The organism is Allokutzneria multivorans (assembly GCF_039537405.1).
Classification (GTDB): domain Bacteria; phylum Actinomycetota; class Actinomycetes; order Mycobacteriales; family Pseudonocardiaceae; genus Allokutzneria; species Allokutzneria multivorans.
Map to the genome: position 1 here is coordinate 401951 of NZ_BAABAL010000009.1, position 16803 is coordinate 418753.

Sequence of the window (16803 nt, forward strand, 5' to 3'; positions counted from 1 at the left end):
GGGTGGACGTGAAAGCTACTCGCGCCAGGATGTGTCCGAGGCCACGACGGTCAGCCGCTGCGTCGCCCGGGTCAGCGCGACGTACAGCGCGCGCAGCCCGGTGGGCGACTCGGCGATCAGCTCGGCGGGCTCGACCAGCACGACCGCGTCGTACTCCATGCCCTTCGCCTCCAGGCTGCCGACGGCCTGCACGCGCTCGCCGAGGTCGGCCACCCACGACGCCAGCTCCGCGCGCCGCCCCATCGTGCCGATCACGCCGACCGTGCCGTCGACCTGGTCCAGCAGCTCCTTCGCCGCCGCCACCGTCTGGTCGGGCACGTCGGTCAGCGGCACGGTGCGCAGCTCCGGCTCCGAACCGGTGGAGCGGACCGCCGTCGGCAGGTCGTCCGGGTCGACGACCTCGCGCACGACGTCGGCGGCCAGCTCGAAGATCTCCGAACTGTTGCGGTAGTTGGTGCGCAAGGAGAAACGGCGCCTGCGCTTCACCTTGCCCAGCGCGCGCTCCTTCGCCTCGGCCGCCTCCGCGTCGTTCGGCCACGAGCTCTGCACCGGGTCGCCGACGATGGTCCAGCTCGCGTACTTGCCGCGACGGCCCAGCATCCGCCACTGCATCGGCGAGAGGTCCTGCGCCTCGTCCACGATCACGTGCGAGTAGTGCTCGTAGTGGTCGGCGCGCCCGGACTGCGACTGCCCCTGTTCGCGCTGGTGCCAGCTGGTCACCTCGTGCGCGATCATGTCGAACTCGTCCATCTCGTCGGACCTGCGCCGGCGCGGCGGGTCCCCGAGCAGCACGCGCAGCTCGTCCAGCACCGCCGCGTCCGCCACGGACCAGCCCGCGCCCGGATCGGCCCAGGACGCCGCGACGCCCTCGATCTCCTCCTGCGTGAAGCCGCGCTTGGCCGCCCGGCGCAGCCGGTCGCGGTCGCCGAGCCAGCCCAGCACCTGCGTCGGAAGCACCGTCGGCCACCACTGGGCGATGAAGTCGGTGAACTCGTTGCGATCAGCGATGTCCACCATGAAGTTCTTGCGGTTGAAGCGGTTGTCGGAATAGGAAGAAGCCTTCTGCCACAACGCTTCCAGCACCGCGTCCGCGGCGGGCTTGCGCGCCTGGTTCGGCTGGACGCGGCGGCTGTGCACGGCCTTGCGGGCCCTGGCCAGCTCGTGCGCCTCCAGCTTCAGCACCTGTCCGCCGTAGACGATCCGCAGCTCCGTCGGAGCCCCGGGCGGCGCCTCCTTCATGACGTTGAGCAGCACCTTGCGCATGCGCAGCGAGCCCTTGGCCGCCGCGACCAGCGCCGTGTCCGTGCGCGTGGCCTTGACCCCGTCCAGCACCTCGCCGAGCGCGCGCAGCTCCACCGTGTCCTCGCCGAGCGACGGCAGCACGCGCGAGATGTAGTTCATGAACACCGGCGACGGCCCGACCACGAGCACGCCGCTGTTGAACCTGCGGCGGTAGCGGTACATCAGGTACGCGGCGCGGTGCAGCGCGACCGCCGTCTTGCCCGTGCCGGGTCCGCCGGTGATCTCGGTGATGCCCTCGGCGGGAGCGCGGATCGCGTCGTCCTGCTCGCGCTGGATCGTGCCGACGATGTCGCGCATGACCGGCCCGCGCGCCCGCGCCAGCGTCGCCATCAGCGCGCCGTCACCGACCACCGTCAGGCTCTCCGGCACGGCTTCCGGCATGAGCAGCTCGTCGTCGACGTGCAGCACCTTGCCGCCCGAGCAGCGGATCACCCTGCGCCGCACCACGTCCATCGGCTGCTCGGCCGTCGCCTGGTAGAAGGCCGCCGCCACCGGCGCGCGCCAGTCGATCACCATCGTGTCGAAGTCCGCGTCGCGCACCCCGAGCCTGCCGATGTAGAAGATCTCGCCGGTGCCCTGGTCGAGCCGCCCGAAGACCAGGCCCTCGTACTCCGCTTCGAGGGATTTCAGCTGGCGCGTCGCGTGGTGCACCATCGCGTCCCGCTCGACCAGCGCCGCGGGCAGCCGCTCCAGTCCGCGCTCGTGGGCGGCGGCGATCATCGCCTTCGCCTCCTCGCGCATCACCAGCAAGCGCGCGTAGACCTTGTCGACGTACCGCTGTTCCGCCGCGATCTCCGCCTGCCTGATCGAGACTCCCTGCACGCGCAGCTCCCCAAAGTTTCGTGAAGTCGAACAACTTTAGAGGTCTTCACGTCCACCTTGCGCGCCGCGCCCGCCAACGCTCCCACCAGCCAAAACCCGAGGTTCTGGCCCTCGGTGACCGTCCGTTCCCGCTCGCTGGGCCCACATGTGAGGTCCCTTACCCGCGTGCGGCCGTGCGCTCAGGCGTGGTCCTGCCAGTCGACGCAACGCGGGCGGCGGCCGGTGGAGCGGAACTCCGCCAGCGCTTCGCGGAGCTTGTCCAGCGGCACTCCGGCGTTGTGCGGGAACTCGCGCTTGGCCGCGCGGTCCACGTACAGGGGCGGCGCGCCCTCTTCGCGCGCTTTCCCCTTCGTGGCCCAGGAACCGACCTCGGCGCCGTCCTCTTCCTCGCGCGGGCCGACGTAGTACAGCGCGCCGACCTTGCGCTCGTAGTCCACGTCGACCTGCACGTAGCGGCGCTGGTCCTGCTTCTCGTTCTTGTCAGGCTGTACTGGGGTTTGGTCACCGTTGCGCGCCCGCTCGACCGCCGCTTCGACCTCGAGGTCCGGCTTCGGCGCGGGCGTGGGGGTAGGTGTTGGCGTCGCGGTCCTGGCAACGGGCGCCGCGCTCGCTCCGCCGCCCCCGGCGAGCCGCGTTCTGAAGCGCTCCAACGACTTGTCCGCGTCGGTGCCCATCTGGAAGACCCGCAGCAGGTCCTCCCGCGCCGTCACCGCGAGCGCCGTCGCGTCGCGCAGGTCCTCCGCCGTGCTGCCCTCGCCCAGCGCCGCGAGCGTGCTCGCGTACTCCTCCAGCTGCTCTTCGACCTGCCCTAACGCCGCCAGGCTCTCCCCGAGCGTGCTGCGGACGTCGTCAATGCGCGCCGCGACGGCACCCACCGAACTCGTCGACATGAAACCCCCTCGTCATGATCACCACTGACGGTAGCTCCGCACACCACGACCGCAACCGCCGAAAGCGGCACCCCCCGCACTCCGCCTCCGCCCGCACCCACCACCGCGAAAGTCCCGTTCGGTGCGTCTAACGCGCTGAACGACCCGTTCAGTGCGCTCACCGCACCAAACGGGTCGTTCAGGGCTTTCCCGGACGGCGAACAGCCCCCGATCCGTGGGGGTCGGGGGCTGGTGGGGATCGCTGAGGCGGGGCCCCGATCGGGCCGTCTAGTTGACGATGCCCAGGGAGGCGGCCTGCTGCTCCAGGGTGGCCAGGTGGGCGCGGGCGGCGGCGATGCGGTCCTCGTCGCCGCTGTCCAGCGCGCGGGTCAGCCTGCCCTTGGCGGCGGAGACCCGGCGGCGGACCGTGCGGATGGTGTCCGCCTGCTCCTGCTCCTTGGTCTGCTCGGCGGTCTCCGACGGCTCGCCCTTCGGCTTGGCGGCGGCCTTCGGCTTCGCCTCCGCCTCGGGCGCGACCTCAACCACGGCCTCGACCTTGGCCTGAGCCTTCGGTGCGGCCTCAGCCGGAGCGGCGGCCCGCTCGACCGGAGCGGGCGCGGCGGGAGCGGGGACCACGGGTGCGGCACCGTCGCGCAGCTGCAGCGGAACGCCCTGCAGCGTCATGATCACGGTCGGCTCCTCGGCCAGCTGGCGGAAGAACGCGTGCTGAGTCTGCTGCGTCGCCAGGTTCGCCGGGATCGGCCACAGCGCGGACTGCAGGCGCATGCCGACGCCCTTGTCGCCCACGGTGAACCCGGACTCCACCAGCGTGTTCAGCCACGCGGGCGCACCCGTCGCGCAGTGCCCGGCCATCCACTGGAAGCCCGCGTCGCGGTAGTGGTCGGCGAGCCGGTTCAGGATGCGCGGGATCAGCTTCTGCGGCAGCGCCTCCGGCACCACCGAGAGCGCCCCCACCGCGACCATGGTCCTGGCGACCAGGCGCGCGGCCTGCTGCGGCAGCTTCAGCGCGGCGATCCACTGGCGCGGCACACCGGCGGCGCCCATGCCGACCATGCGGTCGGTCTTGCGGTCGATCGCGACCAGCACCAGCAGCTCGGTGCCGTTGGTGCCGTCGGCGCGGTCGGCCTCGATCGAGGAGCGCAGCAGCTCCGCGGTCGACGGGTCGTTCGGCAGCAGCGCCGCGACCTGCCTGCCCTCGCCGACTCGGGCGGGGCGGACCCAGACCGAGGACGCCACCGGTCGCTGGTCGGCGGAGCCCTGCCGCCGTCGAGTCTTCGTGCTGATCACGCCGGGTACCGTAGCGGTCACCCGGAGCAGCCCTTCTCGGGCCTTCCCGGACCGTCAGGCGTGCCCTGATCAGGTGGAAAACGGGATCGACCGGCGTGTTGCGGGGTACCTGACCGGCGACCTGCCCCGACACGCTCTACCCGAAAGTGTGATGAAAGATGATCTTCAGGGGAGTATGCGCCCTGGTCGCGCTCGCCGCGCTGACCGCCTGCTCGACCGCGCCGCCGCCGGACACCGCGCCCACCGTCCCGCTGCCCGCGCCCGCCACCCAGGCCCCCGGCCAGCCCTCCCCGGCCGCGCCCAAGATCGACCGCGAGCAGGCCCGCAAGCTGGCCGAACAGGCCGCGCCGGGCTTCCGCGTCACCGCCGTGGACCTCGACACCGACGACGGCCGCCGCACCTGGGACGTGGACCTGGTCAACGACCGCAACGAGCGCCGCGACCTCGACATCGACGCCGAGACCGGCCAGGTGCTGCCCGACCTCGACCCCGACTAGCCCGACCCCGGCTGGGACCTGTCCTGCACGTGGTTGAGCTGTGGATTCCGGTCGCGGTGTCTTGAAGACCGCCGAACCCGGTGGTCCCGATCCCGACTAGGACTGGTCGGCGAGGGCGCGGTCGACGGTGTCGTAGGAGTCGAACTCGGCGTCCATACCGGTCACCGCGAGCGGGTTGCCGACGATCGGGCCCTGGTAGACCAGCCGCAGCCGGGTGTTGCGCGCCTTGGCCAGCTCGGCGGCCTCGGCGAGCACGGACAGCCCCGAGGAGCCGAGGAAGGTCACCTCGGAGAGGTCGAGCACGAGCAGCGCCTCGGAGCGGTCGAGCTGGCCCGCGCACTCCTGGCGCAGCGGCGCGGCGCTGAGCATGTCGATCTCGCCGCGGACGTGCACGACCGCGCCTCCCGGCAGTGGGCGCACGGAGAGCTGGATGAGATCGCTGGCGTCGGGGCCGTCCTCACCCTCGCCCCGAGCCTGCCGATCCGCGTGCCAGGTCATCTGCGCTCCTCGTCACCGCGATGTCGTGCAGTGTTGTCGTGCAGCGTCGTCGTCGTGCAGCGTCATTGTCGTGCAGCGTCGTCTTTCGGGGTCGGCCCACGACGCGCGCGAGAATTCAGGCGCGTGCCGCGTGAAACCACCCTCGTCTGAGTCTATAGGCTGGGCCGAACCCGCTTGGGCGGTCCACCTCCCCACAGGGTTTCGGTACCGGAGGTGCCCCACCGTCCCGCACAGGCTCACCGCCGAGCGCGATCATGGAGGCACCGTGCCCGACCGTCCCGGTCTCGCCACGCCGTTCCCGATCGAGGACCTCCCCGGCGCGGTGTGGCTGCTGGCGGGGCCGGGTGCTCAGGTCCTGGCCGCGAACTCCCGCGCGCAGGCGCACCCCGCGCCGCTGCACGATCCCGAGCTGCTGAGCGCGCTGGCCGCGGTGCTGGAGACCGGGCGCCCCACCCGGGTCGGGCTCACCGGAGCCCCGACCCGCGTCGCGCTCGTCGGCCCGCACCGCGACCCCGCCGGAGCCGTCATCGGCTGCCTGGTCCAGGTGGTTGACGTGGACGAGGTCGCGGCGCGCTGGGCGGTCGCCACCGCGCAGAACCGTTTGCTGCCAGCGACTTTGCCCGTCGTGCCCGGCTACCACCTGGCCGCCCGCTACGTGTCCGCGACGCAGCCCGGCCGCGCGGGCGGGGACTTCTACGACGCGCTCGCGGTGGGCGGGGGCAGGCTCGCGGTGCTGCTCGGCGACGTCGTCGGCGGAGGCCTCGCGGCGACGTCGGTCACCGCGCAGCTGCGGGGCGCGGCGATCTCCGCGCTGCTGGACGGCGACGACGTCGACGCGGTGATCGCCCGGCTGGACCGCCTCGCCGCGCACGTGCCGGGAGCCGCTGGCAGCACCGTCTGCGTCGCGGTGCTGGACCCGGCGCGCGGAGAGCTGCGCGTGGGCAGCGCGGGCCACCCCCGGCCGCTGCTGCTGACCGAGCACGAGGCGACCGAGCTGTCCTGGCGCATCGGCCCCCCGCTCGCCCTGGCCGCGCTGCGCCCGCCCGCGCACACCTTCCCCATCGCGGCGGGCGACGTGTTCGTCCTGCACTCCAACGGTTTGCTCAACGCGGGAGCTCTCACCGACTCGCTCAGGGGAGTGCCGCGCGAGGTGGACACCGTGTGCTCGCACCTCGTCGGCACGACGCTCAACGGGGACGCGATCCTGGACGACGCGGCGCTGCTCGTGGTGCGCACGGAGCCTTCGCGCACGCCGCCGCTGTCGGTCGCGGTCACCGCCGCGCCCGACCAGCTGGCCACCATCCGCCGGGCGCTGCGCCAGTGGACCGCGCGGATCGGCCTCGACCCCGAAGAGGTCCTCGGCCTGCAACTCGCGGTCGGCGAGGCCGCCACCAACGCGATCGAGCACGCCTACCGCGACCGCGAGCCCGGCCCCGTGCGGCTGACCGCCGAGGTGCGCGGCGACGGCGACCTCGTCGTGGAGATCGCCGACGAGGGGGAGTGGCGCACCACCGATCCCGGCGAGAACCAGCACCGCGGCCGGGGCATGCACCTAATCCGCAGCTCCATGGACGAGCTGGACGTGCGGCGCGGTGCGGACGGCACGGTCGTGCGGATGTCCCGGCACCTCGGCCGCGCCCGCCTCGCCGAGGCCCCCGGACCGGTCGAGGCTCCCGCCCCCGACGAGACCGACCAGGTGAGCTTCGAGGTGCACAACGGACACGAGGCGATCCTGGTGCGGTTGAGCGGAATCCTCGACGCGGTCGACGCCGACGAGGTGCACCGCAGGCTCCAGCAGCTCAGCCGCGCGGGCTCCGCGCCCCTGACCGTCGACCTCTCCGGAGTGCGCCTGGTCGACAGCACCGGCGTGCGCGTCCTCTTCGAGCTGGCGCTCCAGGCCGCGGCGGCGGGCGGCACGCTCACCGTCCTCACCCCGGAGGGCTCCCTACCGCACCGCGTCCTCTCCATCACCGGCCTCGACCAGGTAGCCACTCTCGCCTCCCCCTGATCGCCTGCGGTCAAGCCCCGCGGACATTTCGATAGAGCTTGCCGAGCAGATCAAGGCGAATGCCGGGCGTCGAGATGAAGACAATTCCTGGCTGGCATTCGAGGCGCAGGGTTCTCCGGGTCGTGCAGTTCTCCGAACTGTTCTCCTGTTCGCGTGGGCCGGTCCATTGTGGTCTCTGGCCGTCACTCCGGTGCTGGATTGCTGGTCCAGGGGTACACTGTCGTCGGCGAAGCGCTTGTTTTCGGCGTACCACCAACCTTGTCGGCGCTTCCTGTGAAAATCTCACGACAGCGAACCGCGAGCGGGCTGCACGTAATCCTGCTGCTTTTGCCTGGCGGCGCTCATTCGAAAGGTCGACATGGCGATCTTGAAGACGTTGTGGGCGAGGAGTGGCCTTGTGGTTGCGGCCCTCGCCCTGCTGACCGCGTGCGGATCTGTGCGCGGCGAGGCTGTCGCGGCCGCGCCGGCCACTGGCCGGAGCGAGGTCAAAGCGGTAGCTGTCGATCTGTGTTCGAAGCTGAACTGGGGAGATCTGGGCTACCCGGGAGTAGGTGACCCCAAGTCCCGGCCGACCAAGACGGGCGACATAACCGAGTGGGAGCAGTCTTGCAGCTGGAATCAGCAGCAGTACAACGCGGGCTACAAGCCGCCGACGCCTCCCAATCGCGACAAGTACCCGCCAGGTATCGCTGGAGACATCGAGGCCATGGGCGGCGACATTGCGCTCTACAAATCCATTCAAGAAAATTCTTCCTGGGTGGTTGTCAAGATTGCCTATGATTCTAGAAGAAAGGCAAAAGAGTCTCCGGATCAGTACCAGGAGGCCGGTCGCACCATTTACCTGACGTGGGACAGCTCAACTGCCGTCTGCACTGCGAGTCTCCCCTGGGTAGCTGGCGCGCTTGCGATCGCTGTAGCGGACAAGACCAAGGCGTTCGGAGCGCCGTGCGACAAAGCGAAAAGCCTGGTCAGGCTCTTGTTGCAACGAGAGGACCAGAAGTAGGCGCTGCCTTCAGCGCCGCGGGGTCAGGGGTTCTGGGCGTTCTCGGGTTCCAGGTGGGTGGCGATGAGCTGGAGGAGGAGCTCGGTGTCCACGGGTTTGGTGACGTAGTCGGTCGCTCCGGCGGCGAGGGTCCGCTTGCGGTCCTCGGGCATGGCCTTGGCGGTCACGGCGATGATGGGCAGGTCCTCGTGCGTGGCCATCTCGCGGATCGCGCCGATGGTGGCGTTGCCGTCGAGCTCGGGCATCATCACGTCCATCAGCACCAGCGCGATGTCGTCGTACTGCTCCAGCGCGCGCACTCCGGCGACGCCGTTGTCGGCGAACACCACGTGCAGGCCGTGCATCTCCAGCACCGCGCTGAGCGCGAAGACGTTGCGCAGGTCGTCGTCGACGATGAGCACCTTCTCGCCGTGGAAGCGGGCGGAGGTCTGCATCGACGCGAGCGCGGACGGCTCGATCACCATGGGCTGCGGGGTCCGCGCGGGCGGTAGCTCGGCGGGCACGGGCACGGGGTCCAGCGACGGCACGCCGTTGGGGTCGGGCACGGCGGAGTCCAGCGGCAGGTAGAGGGTGAACGAGCTGCCCCTGCCGGGCTCGCTGTGCACCTGGAGCTCGCCGCCGAGCAGCTGCGTCAGCTCCCGGGTGATCGACAGGCCGAGGCCGGTGCCGCCGTACTTGCGGCTGGTGGTGCCGTCGGCCTGGCGGAAGGCCTCGAAGATCACGGCGAGCTTCTCCGGCGGGATGCCGATGCCGGTGTCGGAGACCACGAACGCGAGCAGGCCGGGCGCCGTGCGCAGCTCGGCCGCGCTGACCTCGGCGGCCTCGGCGTGCCGGATGCGCAGCTCGACGCCGCCGGAGTGGGTGAACTTGACCGCGTTGGACAGCAGGTTGCGCAGGATCTGCTGGAGCCGGTGCTCGTCGCTGAGCAGGGTCTCGGGCACCGACGGCGCGACGACCACGGAGAACTCCAGGCCCTTCTCCACCGTCAGCGGGCGGCACAGCGACTCCACGTAGCCCAGCAGCTCGCGCAGCTGGACGGCGGTCCGCTCGGCCTCCATCTTGCCCGCCTCCACCTTGGACAGGTCGAGGATGTCGTCGATCAGCTGGAGCAGGTCGCTGCCCGCCGAGTAGATCGTCTTGGCGAACTCGGTCTGCTTGGGCGTGAGGTTGCCCTCCAGGTTGTCGGCGAGCAGCTTGGCCAGGATCAGCGCGCTGTTCAACGGCGTCCGCAGCTCGTGCGACATGTTCGCCATGAACTCCGACTTGTACTTCGAGGCCGTCGCCAGCTGCCGGGCGCGGTCCTCCAGCTCTTGGCGGGCCTCCTCCGTGCGGGAGTTCGCCAGGATGGTGTTGACGTTGACCGCGATGGTCTCCTTGAGCTGCTCCAGCAGGTCCAGGTGCACCGGCGTGAACTCGCCGAGCGCGGCCAGCTCCAGCACGCCCAGCGTCTGGCTCTCGAACAGCAGCGGCAGCACGATCACGTTGGTGGGCGTCGCCGAACCCAGGCCGGAGGCGATGCGCGCGTAGCCCGCGGGCACGTCGGTGACCAGGATCGTCTTCTTGTCCTGCGCGGCCTGCCCGATCAGCGTCTCGCCGAGCGCCACCCCGGTGACCACGTCCTCGGCGCTGCGCCCGCCGTAGCTCGCGGTCAGCTCCAGGGTGACCCGGCCGCTCTGCGAGGTGCGCGCGAGGAAGAACGCGCCGCGCTGCGCGGAGACCAGCGGGGTCAGCTCGCTCATGATCAGCGAGGCGACGGCGCCCAGGTCGCGGTGGCCCTGCATCAACCCGGAGATCCGCGCCAGGTTGGTCTTGAGCCAGTCCTGCTCCTGGTTGGCCTTGGTGGTCTCCTCCAGGTTGGCGATCATCAGGTTGATGTTCTCGTTCAGCTCGGCCACCTCGCCGGAGGCCGCGACGTCGATCTGCCTGGTCAGATCGCCCGCGGTGACCGCGGTGGCCACGGCGGCGATCGCCCGGATCTGCGTGGTCAGGTTGCCCGCGAGGTTGTTGACGTTCTCGGTGAGCCGCTGCCACGTGCCGGACACGCCGATGACCTCGGCCTGACCGCCCAGGATGCCTTCGGTGCCGACCTCGCGGGCCACGCGCGTGACCTCGGAGCCGAACGCGGAGAGCTGGTCGACCATCGTGTTGATCGTCGTCTTCAGCTCCAGGATCTCGCCCTGCGCGTCGACGTCGATCTTCTTGCTGAGGTCGCCCTGGGCCACCGCCGTGGTCACCAGCGCGATGTTGCGGACCTGGCTGGTCAGGTTCTGCGCCATGAAGTTGACGTTGTCGGTGAGGTCCTTCCACGTGCCCGCCACGCCGGGAACCCGCGCCTGACCGCCGAGCTGGCCCTCGGTGCCGACCTCGCGCGCTACGCGCGTGACCTCGTTGGCGAAGGCGCGCAGCGTGTCGACCATGCCGTTGAGCGTCTCGGCCAGCGCGGCGACCTCGCCACTGGCGTCGACCACGATCTTCTTGCTGAGGTCGCCGCCCGCCACCGAGCCCGCGACCGTCGCGATGCCGCGCACCTGGTTGGTCAGGTTCTCCGCCATCACGTTGACGTTGTCGGTGAGGTCCTTCCAGGTGCCCGCGACGCCGCGGACCTGGGCCTGACCGCCCAGCTTGCCGTCGGTGCCGACCTCGCGGGCGACTCGGGTGACCTCGTCGGCGAAGGCGGAGAGCTGGTCGACCATCGTGTTGATGGTGTTCTTCAGCTCCAGGATCTCGCCGCGCGCGTCGACGTTGATCTTCTGCGTCAGGTCGCCGCGCGCGACGGCGGTGGTGACCTGGGCGATGTTGCGGACCTGGCTGGTGAGGTTGCCCGCCATGAAGTTCACGGAGTCGGTGAGGTCGCGCCACGTGCCCGCGACGCCCGGCACCGTCGCCTGGCCGCCGAGCCTGCCGTCCGAGCCGACCTCGCGGGCCACGCGCGTGACCTCGTCGGCGAAGGCGGAGAGCTGGTCGACCATGGTGTTGAGGGTGTTCTTGAGTTCGAGGATCTCGCCGCGCGCGTCGACGTCGATCTTCTGGCTGAGGTCGCCCTTGGCCACCGCGGTCGCCACGGAGGCGATGTTGCGGACCTGGCTGGTGAGGTTGCCCGCCATGAAGTTCACGGAGTCGGTGAGGTCGCGCCACGTGCCCGCCACACCGGGAACCCGGGCCTGACCACCGAGGATGCCCTCGGTGCCGACCTCGCGGGCGACACGCGTGACCTCGTCGGCGAAGGCGGAGAGCTGGTCGACCATGGTGTTGAGGGTGTTCTTGAGTTCGAGGATCTCGCCGCGCGCGTCGACGTCGATCTTCTGGCTCAGGTCGCCGCGTGCGACGGCGGTGGTGACCTGGGCGATGTTGCGGACCTGGCTGGTCAGGTTGCCCGCCATGAAGTTGACGTTGTCGGTGAGGTCCTTCCAGGTGCCCGCCACGCCCGGCACCTGGGCCTGACCGCCCAGGCGGCCCTCGCTGCCCACCTCGCGGGCCACGCGCGTGACCTCGGAGGCGAAGGCGGAGAGCTGGTCCACCATGGTGTTCAGCGTGTTCTTGAGCTCCAGGATCTCGCCCTGGGCGTCGACGTCGATCTTCTGGCTGAGGTCGCCCTTGGCCACCGCCGTCGCCACCGAGGCGATGTTGCGGACCTGGGTGGTGAGGTTGCCCGCCATGAAGTTGACGTTGTCGGTGAGGTCCTTCCAGGTGCCCGCGACCCCGGGCACGGTGGCCTGACCGCCGAGCTTGCCCTCCGTGCCGACCTCGCGGGCCACGCGCGTGACCTCGTCGGCGAAGGCGGAGAGCTGGTCGACCATCGTGTTGATGGTGTTCTTGACCTCCAGGATCTCGCCGCGCGCGTCGACGTTGATCTTGCGGGTGAGGTCGCCGCTGGCCACGGCGGATGCCACCGTGGCGATGTCGCGGACCTGCGCGGTCAGCGCGCCCGCCATGAAGTTGACGTTGTCGGTGAGGTCCTTCCAGATCCCCGCCACGCCGGGCACGTCGGCCTGACCGCCGAGGCGGCCGTCCGAACCGATCTCCCGGGCCACCCTGGTGACCTCGCCCGCGAACGTGCGCAGCGTGCCGGTCATCGAGTTGATCGTGTCGGCGAGCGCGGCCACCTCGCCGCTGGCGTTGACCCGGATCTGCCTGCTGAGGTCGCCGTTGGCCACCGCGGAGGCCACCGAGGCGATGCTGCGCACCTGGCCGGTCAGGTTGGAGGCCATCACGTTCACCGAGTCGGTGAGGTCGCGCCACATGCCCGCCGCGCCGGGGACGTCGGCCTGGCCGCCGAGGTTGCCGTCCGTGCCGACCTCGCGCGCGACGCGGGTGACCTCGGAGGCGAACACCGCGAGCTGTTCCAGCAGCCGGTTCACCGTCATGCCCAGCTCGGCGATCTCACCGCCGCCGCGCCGCGTCGGGATGCGCGGGGACAGATCGCCCTCGGCCGCCGCGACGAGCACGCGGTTGAGCTCCACCGTGGGCCGCACGAGGTCGTCGACCAGTCCGTTGGCCGCGTCCACCGCCGTCGCCCAGCCGCCGCGCGCGCCGCCCTGGTCCAGCCGCGCGTCCAGCCTGCCCTGCTCGCCGACGGCCTGGCGCACCCGCAGCAGCTCGCCCGCGAGGTGCTGGTTGCGCTCGGCGATCTCGTTGAACACCTCGGCCAGCCGCGCGGAGACACCGTCGCCCGCGGGCATGAGCCGTCTGCGGAAGTTGCCGTCGCGCAGGTCGGTCATCGCGGTGAGCAGGCGCTCCAGCGCAGCGTCATCCGAATCCCGTCGTCGAACGGACCGCTCCGACTGCGACTCCACGACACCTCCAGGCCGTATCGGGGTGAAGGACCCAGGGTCCCACGTCCGTCGGACAGTGTGGACCAGCCACTCGTCCGGCCGGTGGAGATCGCCCTCGTGCACCAGTCCTGGTGTCACTGTCCTCGGCTAGGCTTGCCGGACATCATTCCCGGACTCCACCCTCATGCAGCCGACCGAAGGCGTCACAGGTGAGCAACACCGAACCGCGCGCACTGCCCGGCGGCTCGCCGGTGCGGACCGTGTCCCTGGACATGGTGCGGGCCCTGGTGGAAGACACCGAGGGCGCCGTGGTGGTCCAGGACAGCGAGGCACGGGTTCAAGCCGCCAACGAGGCGGCGATGTCGCTGTTCCCGGGCTTGGTGATCGGCAGACGACCCGAGCCGACCGGGAGCGCGCTGTTCACCGTGGCCGCCGCGCCGGACGCGGAGTTCGAGCTGACGCACCGCGGAGCCAGGCTGCGCGTGCGCCGCCGCGAACTGGGCGGCGGGTGGCACTCCTGGCGGGTGCTGGAGACCGAGCACGCGGCCACCGAGGAACCGGCCGGGAACGGGCAGGCGACCGATTCCCGCTTCCTCAACGAGGTCGGGCTGCGCTTGGCCGAGCTGCGCGATGTCCCCCATACGGCACGCGAGATCGCCGAACTGGCGGTCCCCGTACTGGGCGACGCGGTCGTCGTGGTGCTGCCGATCCCGCGCGGACGGGTGAACTGGTGGCGCTCCGGACGGCCCGATCCCGGCAAGGCGCGCAGGCCGGCGGCGAGCACCGCGCCGGTCCTCGCCGCCGCGCTCGCCGGGCACGTGCAGGGCGCGCGGGTGATGTCCGCCGAGGAGGTCGAAGCGCTGCCGTGGCTGTCCGACATGGACGGTGAAGTGCTCGTCATCCCGTTGCCCGGCGCCGGTGAGGGCATTGGCGCGCTGGTGGTTTCCGTGCGCTACGGCTACGACAAGCAGCGGCACCGCACGCTGGTGGACTTCGCCGCGCGGGCCGATCTGGCGATCGCGCGGGCGCGCAAGTGGGACGAGTACGAGCGGGCGATCACCGGCTTGCAGACCACGTTGGTCCCGCGCGAGCTGCCGATGGTTCCCGGCGCGGAGCTGAGCGCCGCCTACCGTCCCGCGCGCGGTCCGCTCGGGGTTGGCGGCGACTTCTACGACGTGCGGCTGCGCGCGGACAACAGCGCGCTGTTCCTGCTCGGCGACGTGTGCGGCAAAGGGGCCGAAGCCGCCGCCTTGACCGGGCGCGTCCGGCACACGATCGCCGCGCTCGACCTCGTGGAGCAGGACCCGTCGCGGCTGCTGTACCTGCTCAACGACGTCCTGCTGGCCACGCAGAGCCGTCGCTTCACCACGATGGTCGCGGGGTCGATGGCGCGCTCCGGCCGAGGGCTCGCGCTGAACCTGACCTCAGGTGGGCACCCGCCGCCGTTGGTGCTGCGCCGCGACGGCGAGGTCGAGGAGGTCGCGCTGCCCGGCACGCTCGTCGGCATCCTGCCGCACGCGCGCTTCCCGAGCTGCCGCGTGGAACTGGACGCCGGAGAGCTGTGCCTGCTCTACAGCGACGGCATCACCGAGGCGCGGTCCGGCCCGGACGGCGTGCACATGTTCGGCCAGCACCGGCTGACCGAGGTCCTGACCGGCTGCGTCGGCCTGTCCACCGCCGAGGTGATCGCGCGGGTCGAACGCGCTGTCGACGAGTGGACCGGCGAGAACGACCGCGACGACGTCGCCGTGCTGGCGGTCCGCGCGGAGCCGTAGTTTCTTCCGCGCGCAACCTGAAGTTTGCTCGCGTCCGGTACTCATGCCCGATGAGACCAAAGCCGTTCTCCCGCCGTGCTGCCCTCAAGCTCGGCGTCGCCGCCTCGCTGCTGCCGCCCTCGCTCGGGGAAGCGTTGGCGAGCCCGCCGCGCCCGGGTGGGTTGCGCGCCATCGAGCACGTCGTCTTCCTGATGCAGGAGAACAGGTCCTTCGACCACTACTACGGCTCGCTGCGCGGAGTTCGCGGGTTCGGCGACCGCCACGCGCTGGAGCTGCCCGACGGTCGTTCGGTGTTCGACCAGGGCGTGCTGCCGTTCGCGGTCCGGGACGCGGCGAACCGCAAGGACGTCCAGTTCATCGGCGACCTCGACCACACCTGGGAGGGCGGCCACAAGGCGCTCAACGGCGGGTGGAACAACGGTTGGGTAGCAGCGAAGACGGCCGCGACCATGGCGTACTACGACCGCCAGGACCTGCCGTTCCACTACGAGCTGGCCGACACGTTCACGATCTGCGACGCCTACCACTGCTCCGTGCCGAGCTCCACGAGTCCGAACCGCAACTACTGGGTCAGCGGCTACACGGGCTTCGAGGCCAACGGCAAACGCGCGATCGGCAACGCCGCTTACGCCGAGGACACGCACCCCGGCTACTCGTGGATGACCTATCCGCAGCGCTTGGAGGCGGCCGGCCACAGCTGGCGCGTGTACCAGGAGTGGGACAACTTCCAGGACAACAACCTGGAGTTCTTCGTGACGTTCAAAGAGATCGCGCGCCGCGTGCTGCCTTCGGGCTACAGCAGCTTGACCGCGTTCTACGAGGCGTTGGCGAAGCTTCCGGAGGCTGAGCAGGACGCGTTGCTGGCGCGGCTTGAAGACGGTGTTCGTCGGTTGTCGGCTTCGGATCGGCAGCTTTATACCCGGGGGTTGCAGCGTGTGCGGCCGAAGGGGCTCGCGGCTTCGTTCCGTGCGGACGTCGCTGCTGGGCGCTTGCCTCGCGTGAGCTACCTGGTTCCGTCCTCTGTGGACTCTGAGCATCCTGGTGCGTCTTCGCCCGCGTCGAGCGCGAACCTCACCTACGACATCATCGACGCCCTTGCGTCCAATGTGGACGTTTGGTCTCGCACGGCGTTGTTCATCACCTACGACGAGAACGACGGCTACTTCGACCACGTGCCCCCGCCGTGTCCGCCAGCGTCGGTGGCGGACGAGTACGTGGACGGCAAGCCTTTGGGGTTCGGTCCGCGCGTGCCGATGACGGTGGTGTCGCCGTGGACGGTCGGCGGGTTCGTGTGCTCGCAGACCTTCGACCACACGGCGATGATTCGCTTCGTCGAGCGGTGGTTAGGGGTGCGCGAGCCGAACATCAGCGCTTGGCGTCGTCGGGTGTCCGGGGATTTGACGTCGGCGTTCGATTTCTCGCGGGTTGAGCGGTGGCCTGCGGTTCGGCAGCCGGGGGTTGTGCCGCCGTTCAGCGGGCGGTGGCGGCCTGTTCCGCCGGGGGTTCAGGCGATGCCTCGGCAGGAGAGCGGGGGTCGGCGGGCGCGGGTTTTGCCTTATCGGGCTGAGGTGTTTGTGGACGGGGGGCGGTTGGTGTTGCGGAATCGCGGGTCTGCGAGCGTGCACTTTGCTGTGTACGTGTATTCGACTTTGGAGGTTTTGCGGTTTGATGTGTTGGGGGAGGAGGTGGTTTCTGTGCCTTCTGGGAGGTTTGCGGTTTTGGGGGCTGGGCGGCGATGGGATTTTTAGCTCTTTGGTTGCGGGGTGCGGTTGGGTTTCCCGGTTGAGTTGGGTTCGCCGTTTTTCGCGTGGGGTCGGCTTGACCTGGGAACCCCTTGCGCGTGCCCCTGGGCCTTACAGGGGCACGGGATAGAACCCCGGCCCTCGCGCGAGCGTATGGCACGCGCACCCCAGGTAAAGCCTCGGTCGCGTTGTGCGCCTTGCGTTTTG

At 70.5% G+C, this 16803-nt stretch carries 10 protein-coding genes; 5 read left to right on the forward strand and 5 right to left on the reverse strand.

Annotation, left to right across the window (positions count from 1 at the left end):
* Window positions 1-15 precede the first annotated feature (15 nt).
* The 3 genes from ABD798_RS16860 to ABD798_RS16870 form a co-directional block, all read right to left on the reverse strand.
* Window positions 16-2124, reverse strand: a complete 2109-nt coding sequence (locus ABD798_RS16860; RefSeq protein WP_344875740.1) for a HelD family protein — start codon at window positions 2122-2124, stop codon at window positions 16-18.
* A gap of 179 nt (window positions 2125-2303) precedes the next feature.
* Window positions 2304-3014, reverse strand: coding sequence for an Imm1 family immunity protein (locus tag ABD798_RS16865; RefSeq protein ID WP_344875742.1), 711 nt, complete (start codon window positions 3012-3014; stop codon window positions 2304-2306).
* A gap of 267 nt (window positions 3015-3281) precedes the next feature.
* Window positions 3282-4301 (reverse strand): hypothetical protein, encoded by a 1020-nt coding sequence (locus tag ABD798_RS16870; protein WP_344875744.1) that lies wholly within the window; start codon window positions 4299-4301, stop codon window positions 3282-3284.
* Between the two features lie 158 nt (window positions 4302-4459).
* Between ABD798_RS16870 and ABD798_RS16875 the strand changes: the two genes are divergently transcribed.
* Entirely contained in the window at window positions 4460-4798 is a 339-nt protein-coding gene (locus tag ABD798_RS16875; protein WP_344875746.1) for a PepSY domain-containing protein, read from the forward strand.
* Between the two features lie 96 nt (window positions 4799-4894).
* Here the strand turns inward: ABD798_RS16875 and ABD798_RS16880 are convergent, their stop codons facing one another.
* Window positions 4895-5296 (reverse strand): STAS domain-containing protein, encoded by a 402-nt coding sequence (locus tag ABD798_RS16880; RefSeq protein ID WP_344875748.1) that lies wholly within the window; start codon window positions 5294-5296, stop codon window positions 4895-4897.
* A 265-nt stretch (window positions 5297-5561) separates the two neighbouring features.
* On the opposite strand from ABD798_RS16880, the gene ABD798_RS16885 reads away from it, so the two are divergent.
* Window positions 5562-7304: an ATP-binding protein gene (locus tag ABD798_RS16885; protein WP_344875750.1), complete on the forward strand. Its 1743-nt coding sequence runs from the start codon at window positions 5562-5564 to the stop codon at window positions 7302-7304.
* 358 nt (window positions 7305-7662) lie between these two features.
* Complete coding sequence (locus tag ABD798_RS16890; RefSeq protein WP_344875752.1) at window positions 7663-8307, forward strand: hypothetical protein; 645 nt, start codon at window positions 7663-7665, stop codon at window positions 8305-8307.
* 23 nt (window positions 8308-8330) lie between these two features.
* On the opposite strand, the gene ABD798_RS16895 is transcribed toward ABD798_RS16890, so the two are convergent.
* Complete coding sequence (locus tag ABD798_RS16895; protein WP_425549229.1) at window positions 8331-13100, reverse strand: HAMP domain-containing protein; 4770 nt, start codon at window positions 13098-13100, stop codon at window positions 8331-8333.
* 188 nt (window positions 13101-13288) lie between these two features.
* Between ABD798_RS16895 and ABD798_RS16900 the strand changes: the two genes are divergently transcribed.
* Together ABD798_RS16900 and ABD798_RS16905 are read left to right on the forward strand one after the other, a co-directional pair.
* Window positions 13289-14854, forward strand: coding sequence for a PP2C family protein-serine/threonine phosphatase (locus ABD798_RS16900; protein ID WP_344875753.1), 1566 nt, complete (start codon window positions 13289-13291; stop codon window positions 14852-14854).
* Between the two features lie 50 nt (window positions 14855-14904).
* Window positions 14905-16602 (forward strand): alkaline phosphatase family protein, encoded by a 1698-nt coding sequence (locus ABD798_RS16905; protein WP_344875755.1) that lies wholly within the window; start codon window positions 14905-14907, stop codon window positions 16600-16602.
* Window positions 16603-16803: the final 201 nt, after the last annotated feature.